The organism is Bradyrhizobium huanghuaihaiense (assembly GCF_007830635.1).
GTDB lineage: Bacteria > Pseudomonadota > Alphaproteobacteria > Rhizobiales > Xanthobacteraceae > Bradyrhizobium > Bradyrhizobium huanghuaihaiense.
The window spans coordinates 736,596-761,459 of sequence record NZ_VLLA01000002.1 but is presented as its reverse complement, the minus strand read 5'-3'; the positions used below and the strand labels follow the sequence as shown (position 1 = coordinate 761,459).

The 24,864-nt window shown below is 66.4% G+C and carries 22 protein-coding genes; 6 read left to right on the top strand and 16 right to left on the bottom strand.

Features of this window, described 5'->3' with window-relative positions:
* Positions 1–240 precede the first annotated feature (240 nt).
* The 3 genes from IQ16_RS07495 to IQ16_RS07485 all read left to right on the top strand — a co-directional run bounded on the left by IQ16_RS07495 (position 241) and on the right by IQ16_RS07485 (position 3,970).
* Complete coding sequence (locus tag IQ16_RS07495) at positions 241–1,431, top strand: glycosyltransferase family 4 protein (RefSeq protein ID WP_018647529.1); 1,191 nt, start codon at positions 241–243, stop codon at positions 1,429–1,431.
* Positions 1,432–1,450: 19 nt separating this feature from the next.
* Positions 1,451–2,986, top strand: coding sequence for a glucosamine inositolphosphorylceramide transferase family protein (locus tag IQ16_RS07490; protein ID WP_018647530.1), 1,536 nt, complete (start codon positions 1,451–1,453; stop codon positions 2,984–2,986).
* A 123-nt stretch (positions 2,987–3,109) separates the two neighbouring features.
* Positions 3,110–3,970, top strand: coding sequence for an alpha/beta hydrolase (locus IQ16_RS07485; protein WP_018647531.1), 861 nt, complete (start codon positions 3,110–3,112; stop codon positions 3,968–3,970).
* 107 nt (positions 3,971–4,077) lie between these two features.
* Here the strand turns inward: IQ16_RS07485 and IQ16_RS07480 are convergent, their stop codons facing one another.
* The 10 genes from IQ16_RS07480 to IQ16_RS07435 all read right to left on the bottom strand — a co-directional run bounded on the left by IQ16_RS07480 (position 4,078) and on the right by IQ16_RS07435 (position 15,015).
* The gene (locus IQ16_RS07480) at positions 4,078–4,410 is read right to left on the bottom strand and encodes a Rieske (2Fe-2S) protein (RefSeq protein ID WP_018647532.1); all 333 of its coding nucleotides are present in this window, start codon (positions 4,408–4,410) and stop codon (positions 4,078–4,080) included.
* Positions 4,403–5,107, bottom strand: coding sequence for an ABC transporter ATP-binding protein (locus IQ16_RS07475; RefSeq protein WP_026312723.1), 705 nt, complete (start codon positions 5,105–5,107; stop codon positions 4,403–4,405). Before IQ16_RS07475 ends, IQ16_RS07480 begins: the two co-directional genes overlap by 8 nt.
* Complete coding sequence (locus IQ16_RS07470; RefSeq protein WP_020608118.1) at positions 5,100–5,882, bottom strand: ABC transporter ATP-binding protein; 783 nt, start codon at positions 5,880–5,882, stop codon at positions 5,100–5,102. Before IQ16_RS07470 ends, IQ16_RS07475 begins: the two co-directional genes overlap by 8 nt.
* A complete protein-coding gene (locus IQ16_RS07465) occupies positions 5,882–6,928 on the bottom strand; it encodes a branched-chain amino acid ABC transporter permease (protein ID WP_018647535.1) in 1,047 nt (348 codons plus the stop codon). Before IQ16_RS07465 ends, IQ16_RS07470 begins: the two co-directional genes overlap by 1 nt.
* Positions 6,925–7,797, bottom strand: a complete 873-nt coding sequence (locus tag IQ16_RS07460) for a branched-chain amino acid ABC transporter permease (RefSeq protein WP_018647536.1) — start codon at positions 7,795–7,797, stop codon at positions 6,925–6,927. Before IQ16_RS07460 ends, IQ16_RS07465 begins: the two co-directional genes overlap by 4 nt.
* A gap of 284 nt (positions 7,798–8,081) precedes the next feature.
* Positions 8,082–9,236 (bottom strand): ABC transporter substrate-binding protein, encoded by a 1,155-nt coding sequence (locus IQ16_RS07455; protein ID WP_026312724.1) that lies wholly within the window; start codon positions 9,234–9,236, stop codon positions 8,082–8,084.
* Positions 9,237–9,317: 81 nt separating this feature from the next.
* Complete coding sequence (locus tag IQ16_RS07450; protein ID WP_145831329.1) at positions 9,318–10,505, bottom strand: xanthine dehydrogenase family Fe-S subunit; 1,188 nt, start codon at positions 10,503–10,505, stop codon at positions 9,318–9,320.
* Complete coding sequence (locus IQ16_RS07445) at positions 10,502–11,338, bottom strand: FAD binding domain-containing protein (protein WP_018647539.1); 837 nt, start codon at positions 11,336–11,338, stop codon at positions 10,502–10,504. Before IQ16_RS07445 ends, IQ16_RS07450 begins: the two co-directional genes overlap by 4 nt.
* Positions 11,335–13,728, bottom strand: coding sequence for a xanthine dehydrogenase family protein molybdopterin-binding subunit (locus IQ16_RS07440; protein ID WP_145831328.1), 2,394 nt, complete (start codon positions 13,726–13,728; stop codon positions 11,335–11,337). Before IQ16_RS07440 ends, IQ16_RS07445 begins: the two co-directional genes overlap by 4 nt.
* A 9-nt stretch (positions 13,729–13,737) precedes the next feature.
* Entirely contained in the window at positions 13,738–15,015 is a 1,278-nt protein-coding gene (locus IQ16_RS07435) for an amidohydrolase/deacetylase family metallohydrolase (protein ID WP_026312726.1), read from the bottom strand.
* A gap of 182 nt (positions 15,016–15,197) precedes the next feature.
* Between IQ16_RS07435 and IQ16_RS07430 the strand changes: the two genes are divergently transcribed.
* The 3 genes from IQ16_RS07430 to IQ16_RS07420 all read left to right on the top strand — a co-directional run bounded on the left by IQ16_RS07430 (position 15,198) and on the right by IQ16_RS07420 (position 18,330).
* A complete protein-coding gene (locus tag IQ16_RS07430; RefSeq protein WP_026312727.1) occupies positions 15,198–15,692 on the top strand; it encodes a MarR family winged helix-turn-helix transcriptional regulator in 495 nt (164 codons plus the stop codon).
* A 267-nt stretch (positions 15,693–15,959) separates the two neighbouring features.
* Entirely contained in the window at positions 15,960–17,378 is a 1,419-nt protein-coding gene (locus IQ16_RS07425) for a cytosine permease (RefSeq protein WP_026312728.1), read from the top strand.
* 4 nt (positions 17,379–17,382) lie between these two features.
* Complete coding sequence (locus tag IQ16_RS07420) at positions 17,383–18,330, top strand: acetamidase/formamidase family protein (protein WP_018647543.1); 948 nt, start codon at positions 17,383–17,385, stop codon at positions 18,328–18,330.
* Positions 18,331–18,332: 2 nt separating this feature from the next.
* Here the strand turns inward: IQ16_RS07420 and IQ16_RS07415 are convergent, their stop codons facing one another.
* Genes IQ16_RS07415 through IQ16_RS07390 form a run of 6 tightly spaced genes read right to left on the bottom strand, consistent with a single transcriptional unit; the run spans position 18,333 to position 24,855 of the window.
* Positions 18,333–19,103 carry a polysaccharide deacetylase family protein gene (locus IQ16_RS07415; protein WP_018647544.1) on the bottom strand — a complete coding sequence of 257 codons (771 nt, stop codon included), beginning with the start codon at positions 19,101–19,103 and terminating at the stop codon, positions 18,333–18,335.
* Positions 19,100–19,945, bottom strand: coding sequence for a polysaccharide deacetylase family protein (locus tag IQ16_RS07410; RefSeq protein ID WP_018647545.1), 846 nt, complete (start codon positions 19,943–19,945; stop codon positions 19,100–19,102). Before IQ16_RS07410 ends, IQ16_RS07415 begins: the two co-directional genes overlap by 4 nt.
* Positions 19,942–21,483, bottom strand: coding sequence for an ABC transporter substrate-binding protein (locus tag IQ16_RS07405; RefSeq protein ID WP_018647546.1), 1,542 nt, complete (start codon positions 21,481–21,483; stop codon positions 19,942–19,944). The genes IQ16_RS07410 and IQ16_RS07405 overlap by 4 nt, the downstream gene beginning before the upstream one ends.
* 14 nt (positions 21,484–21,497) lie before the next feature.
* Positions 21,498–23,105 (bottom strand): ABC transporter ATP-binding protein, encoded by a 1,608-nt coding sequence (locus tag IQ16_RS07400; protein ID WP_018647547.1) that lies wholly within the window; start codon positions 23,103–23,105, stop codon positions 21,498–21,500.
* Positions 23,102–23,914 carry an ABC transporter permease gene (locus IQ16_RS07395; protein ID WP_018647548.1) on the bottom strand — a complete coding sequence of 271 codons (813 nt, stop codon included), beginning with the start codon at positions 23,912–23,914 and terminating at the stop codon, positions 23,102–23,104. Before IQ16_RS07395 ends, IQ16_RS07400 begins: the two co-directional genes overlap by 4 nt.
* Entirely contained in the window at positions 23,911–24,855 is a 945-nt protein-coding gene (locus IQ16_RS07390) for an ABC transporter permease (protein WP_026312729.1), read from the bottom strand. Before IQ16_RS07390 ends, IQ16_RS07395 begins: the two co-directional genes overlap by 4 nt.
* Between the last annotated feature and the right edge of the window lie 9 nt (positions 24,856–24,864).

The window sequence follows — 24,864 nt, the reverse complement described above, 5'->3', positions numbered from 1 at the left end:
GGCCTGCTCCACCGTAAATATCTATGGTTAATCGGCGGTTACCCTTCCCTCGCGCGACCGTCACCAATTGGTTAACGCGCGCGCGTCACGCCGTGCCGAAACCGGTGGAATTCCCGCTTGATCGGCGCCGTTCCCGGGGTGCCGCATTAACTCCGTTTGTTGCTAGTCGGTGTCCGCGTGGTGCTCGCATGATAGGTACGGGGTTAAGAAGGTGAACGTTTCATTAGCGGGTCGGAATTCGTGCTCCATTACCAACCAGGCGCAGAACTGGGCGATGCACCGAAGCTGCCGTCCACCGCAGCAGCACTCGCAAGACCTGACAGCGGCGCAGCGATGCCGCACGTCCTTCTCGTCCAGACCCAGGCCGAGAACGCCGGTGCGCAGGAGATCTCCAGGCTGCTCGGCGCCGGCCTCTCCGCGCGCGGCTACCACGTCACCAATCTGTTCTTCTTCCGCAAGTCGGAGTCCTTCGACGAGCCGCCGGATACGCTCTATTGCGCATCGCACCGACCAGGCAATCCGCTGACGCTGCTGCGGATGCTGTGGACACTCGGCCGTCATATCAGGACCACCAGGCCCGATGCGGTTCTGACCTTCCAGCATTTCGGCAACGTCATCGGCGCAGGCACATCGCGCCTCGTCTGCCGCGCACCCGTCGTCGCCAATCAGGTCTCGTCTGCGCTGTCGATGAGCTGGCCGGTGCGCGCGGCCGACATCGTCATGGGCAGCCTCGGCTTCTTCGACCGGATCACGCTCAATTCGAAGGACATGCAGCGCGAATATTCGCGCTACCCCGCGACGTACCGCTCGCGCATGGTGCATGTCCCGCACGGTTTCGACGACAAGGCCCTCACTCTGTCGAAGCAAGCCGCACGCGCGAAATTCAATCTGCCGCAGAACCCCACCCTGCTCGGCTGCGCCGCGAGGCTGCACCCGCACAAGCGGCTCGATGCGGCGATCCGCCTGTTGCGGGATCAGCCGTCCTGGCACCTTGCACTGGCCGGCCAGGGCGCCGACGAGGCCCGGCTGAGGCAGCTGGCGGATGATTTGAAAGTATCGGACCGGCTGCATCTGCTCGGCGAAATCACGCCGCGCCGGATGGCGGACTTTCTCGCCTCTCTCGACATCTTCGTGTTCCCGACCCAGGCCGAAACCTTCGGCCTCGCCGCCGTCGAGGCCGCGAGCGCCGGTGTTCCCTCCGTCGTCACCGATCTTCCGGTGCTGCGCGAGGTATTGTCTTTCGAGGGAAAACCGACAGCGCTGTTCGTCGATGCCTCCGATCACGCGCAGCTGTCGGCAGCCGTCTCGAAACTCCTGACCGACCAACCCTTGCGCGACGAGCTGCGACAAAACGCCAAAGGCCTGAGGTCGCGCTATTCGGTAGACGCCATGGTGGAGGAATACGTTCGAATTCTCGGCCAAGTCATTTGACCTGATAGATGGGCTCGACATGATCATCGAGTTTCGCTGTGAAATTGAGCATGCGCGGCGGTGGATGGACCGCGAGACGCTGTCGATCGACGGGCACGATGTGCCGGTCCAAGTCGCATGGACGGCAACGGCAGAGCCGCGGCCCGCAGGTCTCGACATGCTGTTTGAGCTCGAACGCATCGTGCTGCACAAGGGCAAACACAGCGGCGTCTCCAGTCTGAAGGTCATTCCGGACCGGACACAGGCGCGCGTCGCCACTGCCGACGTGATCGTCGATTTCACCAGCACTGCGCGCGACCCAAACTGCCCTGCCCGATTGTATCTCCGTCCGCGGTTCAATGGAGCCGCAGGCGAGAACGCCGCGCTCGCCGCCATCCTCGCCGGCGACCTACCCGTCATCGAGATCGTCAACGAGGTCGACGGAGCAATCCTTGATCGCGGCCATCCATCTGGAGAGATTGCCGCCGGCCTCAGCGGCGCGCTCGAAACGGTGATGGCGCGAACCTTGACCATGGTGGCGGCGATTGTGTCGGGGCGGCCGCGAATTGTGCCGCAGCTTGCCCATCCCGCCACGACGGCAAGCCAGCGCGGTCCCGCCAGCTACGTCGCGCGCGGGCTCGCCGTGTCGATCGCCAAGGAAATCTATCGCCTCTGCTGCTACGCCCCGCACTGGCACGTCGGATGGCGCCTCAACGACAATGCAGGCGTCTGGCAGACGGGAGATCTGTCCGGGCCGGGCTGGAACGTCCTCGGCGATCCCGGAAACCATTTCTACGCCGATCCATTTCCCATCACCTGGCGCGGACGGACATTCGTCTTCTTCGAAGATCTCGATCACCGCGTCGGCAAGGGTATCATCTCGGCCATCGAGTTCGGTGACGCCGGGCCGATCGGCTCCGTCGTGCCCGTGCTGGAAGAGCCCTGGCACCTCTCCTACCCCTTCCTGATCGAGGACGATGGCGAGTTGTGGATGATCCCGGAGAGCTCGCTCGCCGGCGACGTCGCGCTCTATAAATGCGTGCGGTTTCCGGACAAGTGGGAGCGGCACGCGACGCTGCTGTCAGGCCTCGAGCTCGCCGATGCGACGATCGCGCGGCACAACGGCCTGTCCTATCTGTTTGGCGCCTGGCGCGACGGCACCGGCGGCTATTCGGATTCGCTTGCGATCTATTACGCCGAGCATCTGCTCGGCCCCTGGCGCCCGCATGCCAGCAACCCCGTTATGATCGATCGCGCCAGCACGCGACCCGCCGGGAACTTCGTCACCATCGATGGCAAATTGTGGCGCCCGGTTCAGGATTGCACCGGCGGATATGGCGCAGGGCTGGCGCTGGCGGAAATTGTCGAGTTGTCGCCGACGACATTCAGACAGATCATCCGCCACTCCCTCAAGCCCGGACCGTTATGGCCGGGCCGGAAGCTGCACACGCTGAACCGCTGCGGCCGGCTCGAGGTGATCGACGGATCGCGGGTTCAGCCCAAGACGCGGGCCTTCGCGCGGCGATTGCCATCGGCTGTCCTGTCGACGCGAACAAGCCCGTCGACCGCCTGCTGAGCAGAGTCCCGTCAACGGCGCATTGCTCGCCTGAGCGAGAGCGATGTTCAATTCGCGCGGGATTCGTGGCAGACAGGAGCGAGCGACGCCGGTCACAGCCACGACGGGCCGCCCGGAGATTCCATGGTCAACACCACCAGCTCGACGCAACGGCCCTTCGATCCCCGCAGCAAATGGTCCGAGCTGTCGCCGGCGGAACGCAGCGCTGCCTATGACAACAACGCCGCGGTCAAGAACAGCCCGGCCCTGATCGCCGAGCGCAATGAAGTTTCGGCCAAGCTGCGGGGCACACTGAGATCCCATCTCGATTTGCCTTACGGCGAGCGGGCGAACAACAAGATCGATCTCTACCCTGCTGCGAAGCCCGGTGCGCCCTGCCTGGTGTTCGTGCATGGCGGCTATTGGCAGCGCAATTCGCGCGAGCTGTTCGCCATGCTGGTGGAAGGCGTTGCCGCTCATGGCTGGTCGGTTGCCATTCCCGGCTATTCGCTGGCGCCCGAGGTGTCCCTCACCGACATCGTCGCCGAGGTCCCGCGCGCGCTCGACTGGCTCGCTGCGCACGGCGCGTCCTATGGCGTTGCCGGGCCGGTCGTCCTGTCGGGCTGGTCCGCGGGTGCCCATCTCGTCGCGATGGCGCTGAACCATCCGCGCGTCCATGCCGGGCTCGCGCTCTCGGGCGTCTACGATCTCGCGCCGATCCGCGATACCGGGCTCAACACCGCGCTGAAGCTGACGGACGAGGAGATCGCCACGCTTTCGCCGTTGCGCCTGCCGGTGACGCGGAAGCGGCTCGACATCGCCTATGGCAGCAGCGAGCTGCCGGCGCTGGTGTGCGATTCAATCGACTTCCACGACAAGCGCGCGGCCGCGGGAGCCCCGGGCCAGCTCATTGCGGTCGAAGGCGCCGACCATTTCACAATTCTCGAGGCGCTGCGGCGGCCGGACGGCGTGCTGGTGGAGGCCGCGCGCCGGCTGCTGGATTAAAAAAGTTCGAAAACAACCCCATGCACAGTAGAACGCCCTTGTTTTCAAAGGTGAATTCACGCCGCTCGTGGCTTTGACCCGTCGGGCAAAACAGGGGCATGATGCCATCATCGCCCCGGCTGCCGCTCCTGCGCCTCAATCCAGATCTGCCCGCCCGTGATCCGCACCGGATAGAGCCGCAACGGCGGGCTCGGCCATCCCGCAGTGATCGATCCGTCGCGCAAATCGAATGATGCCGCATGACGCGGGCAATGGAGCCGGCCCGCCGTCAGCTGTCCCCGGGCCAAGTCCGCCTGCTCGTGCGGGCACGCACGTTCGCAGGCGACAACATGGCCCTCGTTCCAGATCACGAGCAGGTCGCGCCCGGGGACGCGGACGATCGCCTCGAGCTTCAGCCGGTCGAGATCGCAGACAGCAATCCACCCGGCCTCATCATCCACCGAGATAGGCCTTGCGCACGTGCTCGTTCTCGATCAGCTCGGTGCCGGCGCCTGACAGCACGATGCGGCCGTTCTCGAGCAGATAGGCGTGATCGCACATCTCGAGCGCGGCAAAGGCGTTCTGCTCGACCAGCAGCACCGTGGTGCCGGCATCGCGAATGCCGCGGATGATCGCAAAGGTGCGCTCGACGATGTTGGGCGCGAGCCCGAGCGAGGGCTCGTCGAACATGATCAGCCTCGGCCGCGACATCAGCGCGCGCCCGATCGCGAGCATCTGCTGCTCGCCGCCGGACAGCGTGCCCGCCGCCTGCCGGCGCCGCTCGGCGAGCCGCGGAAATTCCGTGTAGATGCGGTCGCGATCGGCCGCGATCTCACCCGACCCACGACGGAGGTAAGCCCCCATGTCGAGATTCTCCTCGACGCTCATGTGCGGAAACACGCGCCGCCCTTCCGGACAATGCGCAATCCCGCTCGCCAGTACGCGCGGCGGCCTTGCCCCCGTTATGTCGATGCCCTCGAACTTCATCTGGCCGGAGCGCGGCGGCACTAGGCCGGAGATCGCGCGCAGCGTCGTGCTCTTGCCGGCGCCATTGGCGCCGATCAGCGCGACGAGCTGCCCGGCCTTCACGTCGAGCGAGATGCCGCGCAGCGCGGTGACGCCGCCATAGCCGCAGACCATGTCACGGATCTCAAGCACGTCCCGCTCCATGTCCAAGATAGGCCTCGATCACCGCCGGATCGTTGCGGATGACGTCGGGCGTTCCTTCCGCGATGATGCGGCCATAGTTGAGCACCACGATGCGGTCCGAGACCGTCATCACCATCGGCATGTCGTGCTCGACCAGGAGGATGGTGATGCCGCGGTCGCGGATGCCACGGATCAATTCGACGAAGCGATGCGTTTCCGAGGCGTTCATGCCGGAGACGGGCTCGTCGAGCAGCAGCATCGACGGCTCCGCCGCCAGCGCCAGCGCGACGCCGACGAGGCGCTGCTCGCCGTAGGAGAGCGAGCCGGCCGCATCGTGCGCACGGCGTTCGAGCCCGACCCATTCGAGCAGCTCGCTCGCCCGCTGCCGCAGCCTGCGCTCCGAGGCGCGCGCGCCCGGCAGCCCGAGGATGGCGTCGAGCAGCCGGACCCGGCCCTGGCGATGCAGGCCTATCAGGAGGTTGTCGTAGACGGTGTCATTGGGAAACACGCTGGTGCGCTGAAAGGTTCGGATCAGGCCGAGATCGGCGATCTCGTGCGGCTTCAATCCGGTGAGCGTCGTGCCCTGATAGGTGACGTGGCCCGCGCTCGGCGTCAGGAAGCCGGTCATGACGTTGAAGGCGGTGGTCTTGCCGGCGCCGTTCGGCCCGATCAGGCTGACGATCTCGCCCTCGCCGACCGTGAAGCTCATGTCGGAGATCGCGACCAAGCCGCCGAAGCGGACTGCGACCTGATCGATGGTCATGGCGATGCTGCGCGCCGTCATCACGCAGGCTCCTTGGCGCCGGTTTCAGGGAGCGCCACGGGCGCGAGCGCGGTCGTACCGCTGCGCTGCCGGGTCAACCGCTGCGCCAGCGACGGCACAATGCCGCGCGGCAGCACGAACAGGATAGCGATCAGCACGCCGCCATAGGCGATCCACTGCGCTTCCGGCGCCATCACCGGACGCAGCGCCACCGGCAGCAGCCCGAAGATCAGGCCGCCGATGACCGGCCCCGCCAACGAGCCCTTGCCGCCGCTGATGACCATGATCACCATGGTGACGGTGTTGATGAAGGCGAACACTTCGGGATCGATGATCCGGATGTAATGCGCATAGAGGCTGCCGGCGGCACCCGCGATCGCAGCCGAGATCACGGCCGCAATCGTCAGAGTCCTGGTCACGTCGATGCCGACGGAGACGGCCAGTGTCTCGTTCTCCATCAGCCCGCGCATCGCGCGGCCGAAATGGGAATGAACGAGGCGCGCGATCAGGAGATAGGCGATGAGCGCTACGACCAGGACGAGGTAGTAGTTCTGCATCTTGGTGCGCAGCGTCAGCTCACCGAAGCCGGGCAAGGGCAGCGCGATGGAGGGAATGTTGGTCAGCGCCAGCGGCCCCTGCGTCAGTTCGACCCAGTTCAGCGCGACCAGCCGGACCACCTCTGCAAAGGAGATCGTCACGATGACGAAATAGGCGCCGCGGACGCGGAACGAGAGAAGACCCACGAAATAGCCGCACAATCCGGCGATCAGGATCGCGAGCACGAAGCCTATTATCGGCGGCCAGGGCGCGTGAACCAGGCGGACGTCGCCGGGCAGGCCGATGTCGAAGCCGAGCGATGTCAGTGCGCTGACATACGCGCCGATGCCGAAGAAGGCGATGTGGCCGAGGCTGAGCTGGCCGGTGAAGCCGAGCAGCAGATTGAGGCTCATCGCGCCGATAACGAAGATGCCGGTCGTGATCAGCGCATTGAGCAGATAGGGATCGCGCAGCCAGAGCGGCACCGAGGCAAGCGTGATGACCGCGAGGATGGTGATGATCGCCCTCATCCGACGCGCTCCGCGCGGGCGAACAGGCCGGTCGGCCGGAAGATCAGGACCGCGATGATGATCAGAAAGCCCATGGCGTCGCGGTAGCCCGATGAGACGTAGCCGGCGCCGAGCTCCTCGGCGAGCGCCAGGATGAAGCCGCCGATCACCGCGCCGGTGATGTTGCCGAGACCGCCGAGGATGACGATGGCAAAGGCCTTCACCGCGGCGAGATCGCCCATTTGCGGGAAAATGACGTAGACCGGGCCGAGCAGCGCGCCGGCGGCGGCGGCCAGGCTGGAGCCGATCGCAAAGGTCGAGGTGTAGATCATGTCGACATTGACGCCCATCAGCGAGGCCGTGTCGTGGTCCTGGAACGTCGCCCGCATCGCGCGGCCGAGGCTGGTCTTGTTGATCAGGAGATACGTCACCAGGATCAACATGGCCGCCGCAGCGAGCACGAACAGGCGCAGCCACGACACCGACACCGGCCCGAGCACCAGCGGCGCCTCCGGAAAGGGCGTTGCCACCGATTTGGCGACCCCGCCCCAGATCCACAGCGTGCCCGACTGCATCGCGATCCAGGCGCCAATCATGACCAGCATCGTGGTGTCGATGTCGGAGCCACGCAGCGGCCGCAGCAGGGTCAGCTCGATCGCCGCCCCCAGCAGCCATCCCGCCAGCACGGCCACCGGCAACGCGAGGAAGAAATTCAGCCCGAGCTGCTGCACCACGATGAACATGATGTAGGCACCAAAGGTGTAGAGCACGCCGTGGGTGAAATTCACGACGTTCATGATGCCGAAGATCAAGGTCAGCCCGATGCCCAGCAGCGCATAGGTGCCGCCGAGCACGAGCATGTTGACCAGATGCTGGAGGAATTCGCTCAAGGCTGTTCCCGGATATCCTGGATGGCGGCGAGGGCCGCGGTGTGTCGCCCTCGCCCAGGATTGACTGATGTTAAAAGCGGAATGGCTTTAGGTCGGATCGATGACCGCGGCGGCTCGTTCACCTCTCCCGCTTGCGGGAGAGGTCGGCGCGAAGCGCCGGGTGAGGGCTTTCTCCTCTTGGCGACTGTCCCATTGCGGAGACACCCTCTCCCCAACCCTCTCCCGCAAGCGGGCGAGGGAGCGCACCTCCTTCGTTGCTGGATCGAACCTAATCTCATCGCGCGTCAGAGCGTCTTCATCTCGACCTTGCCGTCGTTGATCTCGATGAGATAGACGTTCGGCTGGCTCTGCCCGCTCTCCTTGCCCTCGGGCCCGGACTTGCGGAACACGATGTCGCCGTTCAGCCCCTTGATGTTGATGTTCCAGAGCGCCGCCTTGATCGCAGCGGGTTCGGCCTTGCCGGCCTTCTCGATCGCGGCCGCCGCGGTGCGGATGCCGTCATAACCGCGAAAACTCTCGGTGCAGCCGGCGAACTCGAAGCCGCGCTTCTTCCATTCCGTGATGAAGTAGTTGGTCGCCTCCGGGTTCGGCGTCTTGTCCGGGAACCAGGGCAGGAAGGTCGTCAGATGCATGGTGCCGTTGGCGGCGGCGCCCGCCTGGGCGATGATCTGGTCCGGGTTCTGCGAGCCGCCGGTGGTGATGATGCGCTTCTTCAGGCCCAGCGCGGCGGCCTGCTTGAAGATCAGGGTGAGCTGGTCGACCGCGGTCGTGACGATGACCGTCTCGGAATCCGAGCTCTTGATCTTGGAGAGCTGCGCGCTCATGTCTTGCGCGCCCTGGTCCATGGTCTCGACCAGGCCGATGGTGATGCCCTTGTCCTTCATCATCTTGCTGAAGTCCTCGGCGGTGCCGCGGCCCCAGTCGTTGTTGATGACGAGGAAGTCGACCTTCTTCAGCGCGAGCTTGTCGACGATGCCCTTGAACGCGGCAGCCTCGACCGCCGAGGGCGGTGAGATGCGGAAGATGAAGGGGTTACCCGTCGTGGTGATCTTGCCGGATGACGAGGTCTCCACCACCATCGGGGTCTCGTATTCCATCAGCTTCGGCATCACCGCGAGCGTCAGGCTCGAGCCCCAGGCGCCCATCAGCACCGGCACCTTGTCGCTGGTGATCAGCTTCTCGGCGACGGCTGCGGCTTCCGTCGGGTTGCTCTTGTTGTCCTCGATGACAAGCTCGATCTTCTTGCCGAGGATGCCGCCCTTGGCGTTGATCTCGTCGGCGGCGATCCTGGCGCCGTTGACAACGTAAGTGCCTGACGCCGCGAACGCGCCAGTGAGCGGCTCGTTGACGCCGATCTTGATGGTCTGCGCCCCCGCCGTGCCTGCGAACAAGGCCGTGGTCAGCGCGATTGTCCCAACCAATCCGAGTGCTCGTGTCATGTTGTCTCTCCAAATCCCACGCTGTTGATGTCTAGGCAGTCCAGGCTTCGTCATTTCGGGGCGCGCGAACACACCGATGCGTCATTCCGGCTCGCTCCTGCGGCCAAGCAGGCGCGCGAGACGCGCGCGTAAAACGTCCGAGACGATCGACCAGAAGCTGAGCTCCGCCGGCGCCCCCGCCCCTGACGGCGCGCCGGACATGTGGCGATCGAGATTGGCGGCGAACTCCGCAACGAGGCGCTTGGCGAGATCGCGCACCAGGCCGGGACGACCGACCTGGGCGAGCATTCCCGTGAGCGTGTAACCGATCGACAGCTCGACGGCAGTCGCTGTGCCGCCTTCGAGCGGCAGCAGGCGATAGCGGATCTCACCTTGCGTCGCGGAATGACTGCGCTGGTCGGTGCCGATGCCGACGATGCGCCCCGACAGCGTCGCGGGATCGCGCTCGACGCGGGCGGCGCCTTCGAAGGCCGCTGCGATCGGCCCGAGCCTTACGCGGATCAATCCTTCCACGCGCTCCGGCCTTGGCGGCGATTTCAGCGATACGCCGGGCAGGCAGGCTGCGATGGCCCCGATGTCGTCAAACATCGCAAAAACCTTTGCCGGCGGATGCGGCAGCGTGAAGCGCTGATCGAGAATGGTCGCCGGGATGAAGTCGGGGATGCTGCCGGGCTCGGCACTCTCCGATGCCGGAGCCAACGCTTGCTGCGCAGGCCGCGGTTCGCTTCGGCCGGATGCAGCTCGGCCCGATCCTGCGGGGCCGAGACTAGTCCGGCCGCCATCGGCCAGCGCCGCGATATCGCGCGCGCGTCTCGCTTCGATCACGGACTGCACCGCGCGCACGATGCCGACATAGCCGGTGCAGCGACAGAGATTGCCGCTAAGGCCGACGCGAATGCGTCGCTCGTCGGCGTCGGGCAGACGCAGCACGAGGTCGCGTGCCGAGACCAGCATGCCGGGGGTGCAATAGCCGCATTGAAGCGCATGCTCGCGGGTGAAGGCGGCGCGCAGCTCGGTCGTGATCTCGTCCTCGTCGAGGCCCTCGATCGTGGTGATGTCTGCGCCCTCGCAGGCCGCGGCATAGGTGATGCAGGAGCGCGCCGGCACGCCGTCGAGCAGCACGGTGCAGGCGCCGCAGACGCCATGCTCGCAGCCGCGATGCGTGCCGGTGAGATCGAGCTTGTCGCGGACGAAATCGGCCAAGCTAGTCCGCGGCTCGGCCGAGACCTCCACGGCACGGCGATTGACCTGAAGCGCGATCGTGGTCATGCCGCGGCCTCCTGGACGGCGCGCTTCAACACGCTGACATGGATATGGCGCTGCGCGGCGTCGTCGATGCCGGCTTTCGCCAGAAGGGCATCGGCGACACGGACATCTAAACGCTGCTTGTAGTCGGCCGCGATGCGGCCGCCGAACAACTCCGAGGCATCGGTGATGACGATAGGCGCCGTATCGATGGCACCGATCACGACGCGCGCCGAAGCGGCGGTGGGATCGACCAGCACCGCGCCGATGGCATGGGCGAACTCACCGGTCTTGCGGCAGCTCTTGGCGTAACCCCAATGGGCCGACGCCGATCGCGCCGGCACATGGATCGCTTCGACGATCTCGCCGGCCTGCAGCGCGGATTCCAGCGCACCGACCACAAACGCTTCGACAGCCATCGATCGCGCACCGACAAGACTGCGCAGCGTCACCCGCCCGCCGAGAGCGGCGAGCGCCGAGATCCAGTCCGCCGCGGGATCGGCATGACTGAGCGAGCCTCCGATCGTGCCGCGGTTGCGCACCGCGCGATAGGCGATGCTGGCGGCGACACCGCGCATGGCGCCGCGGGTCACGTCGGCGGTGCGGCCATCCTCGATGTCGGCATGGGTGACCAGGGCCCCGAGCACGAGCTCGCCGCCGGACACCTCGGCGCGCTTGAGCTCGGCAAGGCCGGAAATGTCGACGATCAGCTCGGGCTGCACCAGCCGCAGATTGAGCATCGGCCCGAGCGACTGGCCGCCGGCGATGATCTTTGCCGATCCATTGCTCGCTGCCAGCATCGACAGCGCGGCATTGAGATCACGCGGGCGCTCATAAGCGAAGGGCGCCGGTTTCATGCCGCGCTCCTTTTCGTCGCGCGCGCGGCCAGCACCGCCGCGACGACACGGTGCGGCGTGATCGGCGACTGCATCAGCTCGACGCCGAGCGGGCGCAGCGCGTCGTTGACGGCGTTGGCGATCGCGGCCGGCGGCGCAATCGCACCGCCCTCGCCGATGCCCTTCACGCCGAACTGCGTATAGGGCGACGGCGTCTCCATGTGGTCGAGGCGCGCGGCCGGAACTTCCGTCGGCCCCGGCAGCAGATAATCGGCGAGCGTCGTCGCCAGCGGCTGGCCGGAGGCGTCGAACGGCATTTCCTCGTAGAGCGCGGTGCCGATGCCCTGCGCGAGGCCGCCATAGATCTGGCCGTCGACGACGAGCGGATTGACCAGCACGCCGCCGTCCTCGACGATCACATAGTCGAGAATTTCCACCTCGCCGAGATCAGGATCGACCGCGACCACGGCCGCATGCGCGGCGTAGCTGAAGGTGCCGCTGTCGCGTACCGGCTTGTAGCCTTGCGTCACCTCCAGCCCGCCGGGATCGACATCGGCGGGCAGGTCCTGCGGACGGCGGTACCAGGTGTGGGCGATCGCCTTCACGCTGACGCTGCCATTGACGCCGCGCACCTCGCCGTTCTGCAACACCACGGCGGCCGGATCGTGTTGCAACAGTTTTGCGCCGATGCGCCTGGCACGCTCGCCGAGCTCGCGGCAGGCGGTCGCGACCGCTCCGCCCGCCATCACCATCGAGCGCGAGCCCCAGGTGCCGGTCGAATAGGGCGTCATCGCGGTGTCGCCGAGGATGATGCGGATCTTCGCGACATCCACGCCGAGGATCTCGTGCGCGACCTGTGCGAGCGTGGTCTCCATGCCCTGGCCGTGCGAATGCACGCCGACGCGGAGTTCGAGGCCGCCGTCCGGCGTCAGCCGCGCCGAGGCCTGCTCATGGCCCGGGACCATCGGGATGCCCCAACCGGAATAGACCGAGGTGCCGTGCGCGGCCTGCTCGCAATAGATGGAGACGCCGACGCCGATGCGGCGGCCGTCCGCCTCACCCTGCTTTTGCTTCGCGCGGATCGCGTCGATGTCGATGGCGGCGAGCGCGCGGCGCATCGCTTCCGGATAATCACCGCTGTCGAAATGTTTTTTGGTGATGTTGTCGAACGGCATCTGCTCGGGGCGCACCAGATTGCGCAGCCGCACCTCGCCGGGCTCTAAGCCGGCTTCGGCGGCGACGAGATCGAGCATCAGCTCCAGCGCAAAGCAGACGCCGGTGCGCGCGACGCCGCGGTAGGGCAGGATCGGGCATTTGTTGGTGGCGACCGAGAAGGTGCGGCAGCGATAGGCCGGCATCCTGTAGGGGCCGGGCAGGATGCTCGCGACCTGCGCGGCCTCCAAGCAGGCCGAGAACGGATAGGAGGAGTAGGCGCCGGAATCCACCGTCGCCTCGCAATCGATGCCGCGTAAGCTGCCGTCGCTGTCGGCATAAACCGTGATCCTGTAATGATGCTCGCGGCAATTGGAGCTGGCGACGAGATGCTCGCGGCGATCTTCGAGCCAGCGCACCGGATGACCGCAGCGCATGGTCAGCCAGGACAGGCAGACCTCTTCGGGCAGCAGAATGCCCTTGTGGCCAAAGCCGCCGCCGACATCGGGCGAGATGACGCGGATCTGCCCCTCCTCCATGCCGAGGCATTCGGCAAGGCCGCTGCGGGTGATATGCGGCATCTGCGCCGCCGAATGCAGCGTGAGCTGGTCGAGCCGGGAATCGAAGGTCGCGACCACGCCGCGGCCTTCCAGCGGCGACATGCATTGCCGCGCGGTCGAGATCTCGCGCGTCATCTTGATCGGTGCATCGAGCGCGGCGGAAATGTCGACCTCGTAATTGGTTTCGAGGAAGACGTTGTCGCCCCAATGCTCGTGCACCAGCGCCGAGCCCGGCTCGCGCGCCTTCAGCATGTCGGTGATGGCGGGCAGCTCCTCCAGATCGAGCGTCACGGAGGCCGCGATGTCCTCCGCCTCGGCCCGCGTCGGCGCGAGACACATCGCGACGAGCTCGCCGACCTGACGCACCTTGCCCGTCGCCAGCACCGGCTGCTCGGAGATCTTGAAGCCGGGAAGCCCCGACACCGCGCGGATCGGCTTGATACCGACGAGGTCCGCCGCCGTGAACACGCTGCCGCGATAACGCTCGGGCACGTGGATGCCGCGGATCCGTGCATGCGCCAGCGGGCTGCGCACGAAGGCAACGTCCTGAAGGCCGGCGAGCCTGACGTCGCCGACATACCGGCCGCGGCCGCGCATCAGGCGGTCGTCCTCCTTCCGCGGCAGCCGTGCGCCTACGCCCTGCCCGGATTTGCCCGAAGGAAACTCTCGCTCGTTGCGCAACTCCGCGCCCTCCTTCACCGCCGGGCCTTACGCCGCGACGGCTTGCGGCAGGATCGGCGCGACCGCATCGAAGCACGTGCCGGCGCGCAGGCAGAAGGCCGGCTGCAGCAGACGCTCGGCGATCACCTCGTTCTTCTCGTTGTCCTTCAGGACGAAGCGGCCGCTTTTCTCCGCGAGCACGGAGACGTCGGCGTCCATGCCGACCTTGAGCGCGCCGATCTCGCCGCTGCGGCCGAGCATCTTTGCGGGATTGGACGTGACCATCGGCACGACCTGCTCGAGCGACAGGCCGAGCGCCATCATCGAACTCATCGCCTGGACCAGGCTGAACTTGGCCTGACCGGCGAAGGGGTGGTTCTCTTCGTCCTCGTGCTGGTCGGGCGTTCCCGCCGGCGCCGGCACATGGGTGTTGTAGCCGTGAATGTCGGCGCCCAGCGTGGTCGGAATGATGCCGGCGGCGATCGCCTTTTTCGCGAGCCGATAGGAGAAGTGGCTGCCGTGGCCGACGTCGACCTTCAGGCCGCGATCGAGCGCGGCCTGAATCACCGGATGCACTTCGCCCTCGCGGTTGACGAAGCCGCCGGGATGGCGCGTGAAGGGATGGGCGAGAATGTCGCCCTCGCGCAAGAGCGGGATGACGCGGGTGAGGATGGTGTCGGCGTCTTCGCCGTTGGCGCCGCTCTCGGGCAGGCCCCAGAGCTGGCCGAAATGCACATAGACCGGCAGGTCGGCGCGCTTGCCGATCTCCGCCGCCATCTCGATGACGCGGATGCCCCAGCGCGCGAAGCCGCCGATCTCGGCATGGGCCTTGATGCCGCGCACGAGGTCGAGATTGGCCGTGGCCGCCTTGACGGTCGCGTCGATGTCGACGCCATCGGGGCTGTAGAGCTGCGGATAGAAATGTCCCTCGAGGCCGCCGACGAGATAGGCGGAGAGAAAGGCGTAGACGCGCGAGGCCGAAGGCTCCGCGATGAAATGGCGAAAGCCCGGCAACGTCATGCAGGACGGGCCGCCCTGGTCGACCAGCGTCGTCACACCCGACTGCACGCCGACCATGTCGGGGTTCATGCCGAAGCGTCCGGAGACATATTGATAGACATGGGCGTGGGTGTCGATCAGCCCGGGCAACACCAGCTTGCCGCTGACGTCGACGACCTCCTTGGCGCTGGTCGGCAGGATGTCCGCCGCGACGGCCGCGATCTTGCCATTGCGGATGGTAACGTCCTTGATGCCGTCTACGCCCGAAGCCGGGCAGATCACGCGACCGCCTCGCAGCAGAAGGTCGAAGCTGGCAGTGACGGGCATGGCACTCTCCTTGGTCCCGCGCAGGCGGTTGCTCCGCCCCGGATTACGAAGCATGCTTCGCATTTGAATACGAAGTATGCTTCGTATTTTGACAAAAGCAAGCATCATGCCATGATCAGGCGGTGGCAGCCGCGCTCGAATCGAGCTAAGCGCGACGGAGTTTCGGGTTGGGAGAGCGTGCATTGCGGCAAGCCAGGAAAAGTCGCAGCGGGGGCAGGCACCGCCCCTGGCCATTGTCGCAACGCCCCGGCTATCTGATCCGGCGGCTGCACCAGATTCACGTCGCGCTGTTTCAGGACGCCTGCGGCGAATTCGAAGTCACGCCGCTGCAATACAGCCTGCTCTCGGCGCTGGCGGTGCGCGAAACCGCCGATCAGACCACTTTGGCGGCCGATATCGCCCTCGATCGCACCACGACGACCGGCGCGCTGAAGCGGCTCGCCGCCCGAAACCTGGTCGAGCGCGCCGTGAACAAGGACGATCGCCGCGCGCGTCTGTGCCGATTGACGCCGGCCGGCGCCGCGCTGCTGGTCAAGATCGAGGGCGCGGCGCGGCGGGCGCATCGTGCAACGCTCGGCGATCTCAGCGAGCGGGAACAGGCGCTCTTCATCGAGATGATGCAGCGCATCGTGGCCGGCAACCCAAGTCGCGACAGTTCCGCTGCCCTATTCGACTAGGCGCAGTTGCTGCGCTTTTGGGTTGGGCTGCTCAATTTATCATCGTATGGCTGCCCGGCCGTGCAACTCTCTCCGCCGCTCGCCGGCGAGTCGGACACGTAGTGGCGAGCCGGCATGTGAGCATGGGTCGCGCTTGAAAACGCAATAGCAATCCGGCGCGAGCCACGCTGCATCCGCCATCGGCGCACGCCCTGCCCGGCCGCTTTGCAACCGATGGCACGATTTATGCTGCGATGATGCGAAGCGTGCTTCGTATTGGGGGATGTCATGACGGATTCCGAACTTCGCGCTGATCTTCACAGCATCGAGCCAATTCCCGATGCGGACCGGGACTCGACCGGGCCGCAGCAGATGTGGATCTGGGCCGGCGCCAACATCGCGCCGGTCAACTGGGCGCTCGGCGCGCTCGGCATCATTCTCAAGCTCGGGCTGATGGAGACGATCGCGGTCATCGTGCTCGGCAACATCGTGGGCTGCGCGATCTTCGCGACCTTCACGGTGATGGGGCACAAGACCGGCGTCAACCAGATGGTGCTGAGCCGGTCCGCCTTCGGCGTCCGCGGCGCCTACCTGCCGAGCATCCTGATGTTCCTGATGACGCTGGGCTGGATCGGCGTGAACACCTATTTCCCGGTGAAGGTCTCGATGGGCATTCTCGGCCAGTTCGGCGTGCCCGACACCTGGCTGATCGAGATCGTCGTCATCACGCTGGTGATGGCGGTGCAGGTGTTGATCGGCATCTACGGCTTCTACGCGATCCGCACCTTCGAGAAGTACACGGTGCCGCCGACCATCGCCATCATGGTGCTGATGAGCGTCTTGGCCTGGACGCGGCCCGGCGTCGTGAACTGGAGCCTCACGACCTCGCTGCCGCCGGGCGCGCATATGGCGATGCTGACCTTGCTGATGACCGCGATCGGCGTCGGCTGGGGCATTTCCTGGGTCACGTGGGCCTCCGACTATTCGCGCTTCGTGCCGCGCAGCGTGCCGTCGAAATCCGTGTTCTGGTACAGCTATGTCGGCATGTTCGTGCCGACGGTCTGGCTCGGCATTCTCGGCGCCACCATCGCCTCGACGACGCTCGACACCGATCCCGCCAAGATGGTCAGCGCGGTGTTCGGCGGCCCGGTCAGCATCCTCGTCCTCTTGATGGTGCTGCACGGTCCGATCGCCACCAACATCCTCAACGTCTATTCGGCGACATTGGCGGCACTGAGCGCGGGGCTGAAATTCTCGCGGTTCTGGCTCACCGTCATCGTCGGCGTCGCCGGCTACCTGGTCACGCTCTACTTCATCTTCGCGCCGTCCTTCGCCAAGGCGTTCGATAACTGGATGATCGGTCTGCTGTTGTGGATGAGCCCGTGGGCCGGCGTCGTGCTCGCCGACTACTTCATCAAGCGCAAGGGCGAGATCGACGTCGCCGAGCTCTACCGCTCGCCCGAGACCAGCGCCTATGGCGACATCAACTGGGCCGGCATGATCGCGTTCTTCGCCGGCCTCGTCGCGGGCTGGCTGGTGGAGGACGGCCTCGTCGGCGCGCTGCAGGGGCCGATCTCGATCAACTTCCTGGGCGGCGCCGATCTGAGCTGGCTGTTCGGAATTGGCGTGGCGGGCCTCGTCTATCTCGGGCTCGGCAAGTTCGCGACCTCGCCCTCCTCGATCGTTGCGAGCAGCGCAGGCAGGTAGCGGCATGGACCACGTCCTGCGCTCCACACCCGGAAATGTCCAGTGGGGACTCTGGGACGGACGATTGAAGCCGGTGCTCCGGGTCGCATCCGGAGACCGGGTCACCATCGAGACGCTGTCGGGCGAGCCGGACGATCTGCCCGATCCCTCGCTCGGCTATGAGGTCGTGCCTGGCCATGCGGAGGTGCTGGCAAGCGCCTTCCGCGGTCCGGGCCCGCACCTCCTCACCGGGCCGATCCACGTCGAGGGCGCCGAACCCGGCGACGTGCTGGAAGTGCGCGTCCTGAATATCGAGCTGCGCTGCAACTGGGGCTGGAATCTGCAGGTGCCGACGCTCGGCACGCTGCCGGAGGATTTTCCCGAGTTCCGCCGCATCCACATTCCGCTGGACCGCGCGCGCAACGTCGCAAGACTTCCCTGGGGCCAGGAGCTGCCGCTCTCCCCCTTCTTCGGCAATTTCGGCGCGGCGCCGCCGCCGGCCTGGGGCCGGCTGTCCTCGAAGGAGCCGCGCGCGTTCGGCGGCAACATGGACAACAAGGAGCTCGGGGCCGGCAGCACGCTTTATTTTCCGGTGTTCGTGCCGGGCGCGCTGTTCTCGGCCGGCGACGGCCACGCGCTGCAAGGCGACGGCGAAGTCTGCCTGACCGCGATCGAGGCGGCGCTCACCGGCACGTTCGAATTCCACGTCCGCCGCGATCTCCGTCTCACCTCGCCCCGCGCGGAGACGGCATCGGACTGGATCACCATGGGGTTCGACGAGGATCTCGACGACGCGGCCAAGGCGGCGCTGCGCGACATGATCGCCCTGATCCGGGAGAAGAGCGGCATCAGTGCGCAGGATGCCTACACGCTCTGCTCGATCGCCGCCGACCTCCGCGTCACGCAGCTGGTCGACGGCAACAAGGGCATTCACTGCGTGCTGGCCAAGTCCCGCATGCCGCGGCACGTCTAGGATCAGGAACCCGATCGATCGGCGACCTCTTCGCAGGTCAGGAACGCAACGCCGTCCAGACCCCGCAGCCAGCTCAGCAGGCCGTCGAGCGCGGCGACACGGCTCGCCCGCGCGCTGCCGTAGTCGCTGCGCGGATGCAGCGTCAGCGTGATCAGGCAGCGCTCGCGATGCATCGCCTCGATCTCCTCGCGCCACATCTTGATGACGCGATCATGCGTCTGGCGCTGGCCGTAGAGCGTCGCGTCGATCAGGATCTCCGCATGCGGCACCTCGACCATGCCGTGGCCGCCATCGGCATCGAGCCGGTACGGATGGTCGTCATCCTGAAAGCTCGAATCGTAGCGATAGCCGAGATCGGCCAGATGCCCGAGCGTACGTTCGCTGAGGCGACCATGCGGCGCCCGGAAACCGCGCGGCGCACGGCCGACGATCCGCGACAGCGTGGCATGCGTGCGCTCGAGCAGCCCGCGCTCGTCGATGCCGGCCGCGTCCATCTCCTCCATCGCCCAGCCGTGCGCGGCGATCTCATGACCGCGGCCGGCGAGCGCTGCGATATAGTTGGGATTGGCCGCAGCCTCCGCGCCGGGCACGAACACGGTGGATTTGATGCCGTGACGATCGAGCAGCCCGAACAGCCGCTCGCAGCCGACTGCATAGGCGTATTTTCCGTAAGAGGCGCGGCCGAACAGAGCGTCCTCGCCAAGCTGGGTCAGCTCCACCGTCTTGCCCTGGAGATTGACGGTCACGACAATTGGAATGATCGGCTTCGTCATTGTCCGCTCCAGTCCCGCCGCCAATCGGTCGGACGCTTCAGGCACCATTCGGCGATCTCGAGCATGCCGACGAAGCGCACGCCCTCATGGCGCTTGGCATATTTGATCAGCCCTTCGACTGCGGCGACGCGCGCAGGTGAGCCGGAGCCATAACCGACGCGCGGGTGGAAGGTCAGGTTGTAGTAACCGCCCTCGGCATAGATGGCGTCGAACTCCTGCTCCCAATGCGTCAGCACTTCCGACGGCGGCGTATAGCTGACGCGGTAGAACGGGAAATCGTCGAGGCTCGATGTGTTGTTGGGCAGGCAGACATAGTCGCTGCGCTCCTCGCCGTCATAGCGGGCGAGATACGGCAGGTCGAAATCCTTGTCGCTGGAATCGTAGACATAGCCGAGCTCGCGGAGCTTGCGCAGCGTGCGCGCGGTCTTGTGCCCGGACGGCGAGCGCCATCCCCGCGGCGCGATGCCGGTGATCTCCGTGAGCAGCCGGTGCGTCCGTTCCAGGAGCTCCGGCTCGGCATCGCCGGGATCGACGCCCTCGTGAAAATAGCCGTGCGAGCCGATCTCGACGCCCAAGCGCGAGATGTCGCGGACGAGATCGGGACTTTCTTCCGCGTCATAGCCCGAGACATAGAATGTCCAGGGCACGTTGTGCCGCGTGAACATGTCGACGAAGCGCGGGATGCCGCATTTGGCGGAATAGCGACCGTGCGAGCGCGCCCCGAGCGGCAGCTGGCCGCGGCCGCGTTCGAGCGAGGTGCCGTCGAAATCGAGCGTGAGGCCGACGACGCAGCGCGCGCCGTCCGGCCAGGCATGTTGCCTGCGCTGGGCTAGGGAAATCATCTGACAACCTCGACATTCCAGAAGCGGGGTTTGCGGCCAGCCCACGGCGCGTAACCGCGCACGGCAGGCGAGACCGCGGAGACGTTGACGCCGGAGCTCCACACGATCATCGGCGCATCGTCGACGAACAGTTTGTGGAGCGCATCGAACAGCGGCTGGCGCGCGGCGGGTTCGGACGTTTCCATCAGCTTGCCGAGCAGCTCGATCGCATCGCGATTGCCCCAGACGCGATCCGGCTGCGCGGCCTTGTCGCCGATGAAGCGGTCGAGGCCGAAGGCGGGATCGAGATAGGGCGTGTAGTTCCACACCATGAGCTGATAGTCGCCCTTGTTGTAGCGGATGAGCTGGGCCGCGAACTCGACGACCTCGACCGTGAGATTGAGGCCCGCCTGCTGCGCCATCGCCTGCGCCAGCACGGCGACGTCGTTCATCACCGGAAACCGTGAATTGGTGGTGATCCTGATCGGCTCGCCCTTGTAGCCCGCCTCGCTCAGCAGCTTCTTTGCGCGCGCGATGTCGAGGTTTGGGCCGGCCTGCTCCACCGCGCCGTAGTAACGGCTCGACAGCGGCACGAGCGAGGTGCTCGGCTTGGCAAAACCGTCGGTGAGATTGTCGCTCATGCCGGGATAGTCGAGCGAGGCCGCGATCGCCTCGCGGATGCGTTTGTCCTTCAGCAGCGGATCGCCCGTCTGCATCACGATCGCATTCAGCGAGGCGACCGGGGCTGAGGCGATCACCAGGCCTGCCGACTTCAGCTCACTCGCGAATTTGGGATCGGCCGACGGCCAGAGATCGAGATTGCCCGACTGGATCGCGGCCTTCGCCGCCGCCGGATCAGGCACGATGGAGAGCTTGATGCGATCGACCTTGGGCAGCTTGGCCCCGGCAAGCCCATCGGCCGGCTCGCTGCGCGCCGCATAGGCCTCGTTGCGGACGAGCTCGATGAACTGGCCGCGGCGCCATTCGGCAAGCTTGAACGGCCCGGTGCCGATCGCCTTCTGCCAGGCACCATCGGCGCCGACCGAGTCCGGATGCGCGATGCCGGTGCCGTCGCAATCGGCCCGCGCCATCGTGCTGAGGAAGGCGCCACTCGGCTCCGCCAGGCGGAAGACGACTTGTTCCGGCGACGGCGCCGTGATCTCGACGATCTTGATCTTGCGCGTGCCGTCGAAATTGGTCCGGCATGGCCAGGCGGATTTCGGATCGAGGAAGCGCTCCCAGGTCCACGCTACCTCGCGCGACGTCAGCGGCGCGCCGTTGTGGAAGGTGACGCCCTCGCGCAGCGTAAAGGCGTAAGTGCGGCCATCCTCCGACGTCTCGACCGCTTTGGCCAGCATCGGGGCGACGGTGCCGTCGCTGCGCCAGGCGACGAGCCCCTCGTAGATCTGCTGCAGCACCAGGCCGGTGTTGTCATCGGGGCTGTTGCCCGGCATCAGGCCGCGGATATCGGTCGTGACCATGCTGCGCAGGACGCTCTCGGCGCGGGCCGCGGATAACGGCGCGAGCATCAGACACAACGCGACGACAAAACGCTTCATACGCAAGATCCTGATTAACCCGAGGCTCGCTCCGCCGCCGCACCAGCGAAGTCCAAGACGGGCGCGGCTGCGAGCAGCGCCTTGGTGTAGTCATGCTGGGGGCGATCGAAGATGTCGTCGCGCGAGCCCTGCTCGACGATCTTGCCACCCTGCATCACCACCACGCGGTCGGCGACCTGCTCGACCGCCGCGAGATCATGGCTGATGAACAGGCAGGCAAAACCGTATTGCGCCTGCAGCCGCTCGAACAGTTTTAGCACCTGCGCCTGGATGGTCATGTCGAGCGCCGAGACCGGCTCGTCCGCAACGACGAAGGCCGGCTCGCGCACGATGGCGCGCGCAATCGCGATGCGCTGCCGCTGCCCGCCGGACAATTCATGCGGCCAGCGCTTGCCGAGGCCGGCAAGCCCGACCTCGTCGAGCATCGCCTCGACGCGCCTGTCGCGCTCGGACGGCGTCAATTGCGGCACGTGACGCAGCGGCTCGGCGACGATCTCGCCGACGCGCATGCGCGGATCGAGCGAGGAATAGGGATCCTGGAACACGAGCTGCGAGGCGAGACGGAAGTCGCGATCGACGGTGGCCGTGACGTCCCTGCCCCGGAACCTGATCTCGCCGTCTGTTGTCGGAATCAGCCGCAGCATGGCACGGCCGAGCGTGGTCTTGCCGGAGCCGCTGCCGCCGACCACGGCAACGGTCTCACCCGCGGCAATGTCGAGATCGACGCCGTTGACGGCGGAGACGCCGCTGTCGCGGCGGAACAGCCGCTGCCGCCCGGCAAAGCCGACCTTCAGTCCGCGCACGCTGACGAGCGGTTCGCCACCCTGTCGCGCCTTCGTCGTGGCGCCGCGACGCGGCAGGGCCTCGACCAGACGTTTGGTATAGGCCTCGCGCGGCGAGAACAGGATCTGCCGCGTCGTGCCGGTTTCGACCATCCTGCCCTGGCGCAGCACCAGCGCGCGCTGCGCATAGCGCGAGACGAGGCCGAGGTTGTGGGTGATCAGCATCACCGAGGTGCCGTGGTCGCGGGCCAGCCCGACCATGAGATCGAGCACCTCGCGCTGCGTCAGCGTATCGAGCGCCGTGGTCGGCTCGTCCGCGATCAGCAGCTTCGGCTTCAACAGCATCACCGAGGCCAGCATGATGCGCTGGCGCATGCCGCCGGAGAATTCGTGCGGATAGGCGTCAAACGTCCGCTCGGGATCGCGGATCTGCACGCGCGCCAGCATGTCGAGGCAGCGGCGTTTGATCTCGCGCTTGCCGAGCCGCTCGTGCAGGCCGAGGCCTTCCGCCATCTGCGCACCGACGCTGATGGCGGGATTGAGCGACACCATCGGCTCCTGGAACACCATGCCGACAACGGGCCCGCGCAGCGTCCGCATCTGGCGCCCCGAGACGTTGGCGAGATCGACGCCATCAAGCACGATGCGGCCGCCGGCCTTGCGCAGCCCCGGCGGCAACAGGCCGAGCACGGCGCGTGCCGCCGCCGTCTTGCCGCTGCCGGATTCGCCGACGACCGCGAGGAACTCGCCGCGCTCGACGGCAAAGGACAAATCCTCGACGATCGCCGCCTTGCTGGCGGCGACCTCAATACGCAGATTCTCGACCGACAGCAGCGTCATCCGTGCGCCATCCTGGGGTCGAGGCGATCACGCAGGGAATCGCCGAGCAGGTTGATGCCGAGCAGCGTCAGCGCGATGCAGAGGCCCGGGGCGATCGAGAGCCAGGCCGCGGTCTCCATGAACGGACGGCTTGCCGCCAGCATGTTGCCCCAGGTCGGCGCCGGCGGCGGCACGCCGAGGCCGAGGAAGCTCAGCGCGCTCTCGGCCAGCAGCACCCAGCCGAACATGCTGGTCGCGAGCACCGCAACCGGCGCGATCGCATTCGGCATCACGTGGCGGAACATCGAATAAACTTCCGAATTGCCGATGACGCGCGAGGCCTCGACATATTCCTTCTCGCGGATCGACAGCACGGTGCCGCGCACCACGCGGACCACCGACGGGATGTAGGCAAGGCCAAGCGCCAGGATCAGCCCGGCCTTGTTGGCGCCGACCACGATCATCACCGCCAGCGCCAGCAGGATACCGGGAAACGCCAGCAGCGCGTCATTGACGGCCATGATGATGCGATCGGCCCAGCCGCGGATGTAGCCGGCCGCGCAGCCGATCACCATGCCGGCGGTCACCGCCAGCAGCACCGTGATCAGGGCAATCACGACGCTCGCGCCGGCCCCGACCATGATGCGGCTGAGCACGTCGCGGCCGAACTCGTCCGTCCCGAACCAATGCAGCGACGACGGCGCCTGCAGGCGCGCGCGCAGATTGATGCGCAGCGGGTCGAACGGCGTCCAGAACGCACCGGTGCCCGCCGCACCGAGCAGGAGCGCGATCAAGGTACCGCCGATCGCGGTGTTGGCGCGCATCCTCATGCCACCGTCACCCTGGGATCGAACAAGGGATAGCAGAGGTCGACGATCAGATTGACGACGACGTAGATCACCGCCGTGAACAGCAGACAGCCCTGCACCACGGGATAATCGCGGGCGAAGATGGAATCGACCAGGAGCCGGCCAAGCCCCGGCAGCGTGAACACGGTCTCGATCACGGCAATGCCGCCGAGGAGATGGCCGAGCACGAGGCCGATCAGGGTCCAAGTCGGCGCAAACGCGTTCGGCAGCACGTGCCGCGCCAGCACGCGCCATTCCGGCACGCCCTTGGCGCGTGCGTGGGTGACATATTCGAGCCTGAGCACCTCGATCGAGGCGGCGCGCGCCATGCGCGTGAGCACGCCGATCTCGACCATGGTCAGCGTCGCGATCGGCAGCACGATGAAGGTCGCCGCCTGCCAGAAATTCTCCGTGAAGGGCACATAGCCGATCACCGGCAGCCATTTCAGCTTGAGGCCGAACAGCAATAGCAGCAGAAGACCGAGCCAGAAGCTCGGGATCGACAGCAGCAGCGTGGCGCCGCCGACGACGGAGAGATCGAGCAGGCTGTTCTGCTTCCAGGCCGCGACGAGGCCGGCGGGAACCGCGATGCATGCGGCCGCCGCAACCGCCACCAGCACGATGACGGCGCTGACCTGGAAGCGATCGAGGATCAGCGGCAGCACTTCGAGATTGTTGGTGATGGAGTGCCCGAAATCCCCGGTCGCAAGCTTGGCGATCCAGTGCATGAACTGGACCGGGATCGGCTGGTCGAGCCCGAGCTGGGCGCGGAGCTGCGCCGCCTGCGCGGGATCGGCAGCATCGCCGAGCATCACCTGAACGGGATCGCCGGGAATGAGCCGGACCAGCGCAAAGACCCCGACCGCGACCAGCAGCAGCGTCGGGATTGTCATGGCCAGCCGTCTTGCGAGGTAACCCAACATGGCGCCGCC

Bases quoted from the DNA above. Each gene is read 5' to 3' on its own strand.
- IQ16_RS07470 (WP_020608118.1), bottom strand. From the start codon at position 5,882: ATGACGGCGCGCAGCATCGCCATGACCATCGATCAGGTCGCAGTCCGC.
- IQ16_RS07455 (WP_026312724.1), bottom strand. From the start codon at position 9,236: ATGACACGAGCACTCGGATTGGTTGGGACAATCGCGCTGACCACGGCC.
- IQ16_RS07490 (WP_018647530.1), top strand. From the start codon at position 1,451: ATGATCATCGAGTTTCGCTGTGAAATTGAGCATGCGCGGCGGTGGATG.
- IQ16_RS07405 (WP_018647546.1), bottom strand. From the start codon at position 21,483: ATGAAGCGTTTTGTCGTCGCGTTGTGTCTGATGCTCGCGCCGTTATCC.
- IQ16_RS07390 (WP_026312729.1), bottom strand. From the start codon at position 24,855: ATGTTGGGTTACCTCGCAAGACGGCTGGCCATGACAATCCCGACGCTG.
- IQ16_RS07465 (WP_018647535.1), bottom strand. From the start codon at position 6,928: ATGAGGGCGATCATCACCATCCTCGCGGTCATCACGCTTGCCTCGGTG.
- IQ16_RS07410 (WP_018647545.1), bottom strand. From the start codon at position 19,945: ATGATTTCCCTAGCCCAGCGCAGGCAACATGCCTGGCCGGACGGCGCG.
- IQ16_RS07420 (WP_018647543.1), top strand. From the start codon at position 17,383: ATGGACCACGTCCTGCGCTCCACACCCGGAAATGTCCAGTGGGGACTC.
- IQ16_RS07445 (WP_018647539.1), bottom strand. From the start codon at position 11,338: ATGAAACCGGCGCCCTTCGCTTATGAGCGCCCGCGTGATCTCAATGCC.
- IQ16_RS07485 (WP_018647531.1), top strand. From the start codon at position 3,110: ATGGTCAACACCACCAGCTCGACGCAACGGCCCTTCGATCCCCGCAGC.
- IQ16_RS07395 (WP_018647548.1), bottom strand. From the start codon at position 23,914: ATGAGGATGCGCGCCAACACCGCGATCGGCGGTACCTTGATCGCGCTC.
- IQ16_RS07415 (WP_018647544.1), bottom strand. From the start codon at position 19,103: ATGACGAAGCCGATCATTCCAATTGTCGTGACCGTCAATCTCCAGGGC.
- IQ16_RS07400 (WP_018647547.1), bottom strand. From the start codon at position 23,105: ATGACGCTGCTGTCGGTCGAGAATCTGCGTATTGAGGTCGCCGCCAGC.
- IQ16_RS07435 (WP_026312726.1), bottom strand. From the start codon at position 15,015: ATGCCCGTCACTGCCAGCTTCGACCTTCTGCTGCGAGGCGGTCGCGTG.
- IQ16_RS07450 (WP_145831329.1), bottom strand. From the start codon at position 10,505: ATGACCACGATCGCGCTTCAGGTCAATCGCCGTGCCGTGGAGGTCTCG.
- IQ16_RS07425 (WP_026312728.1), top strand. From the start codon at position 15,960: ATGACGGATTCCGAACTTCGCGCTGATCTTCACAGCATCGAGCCAATT.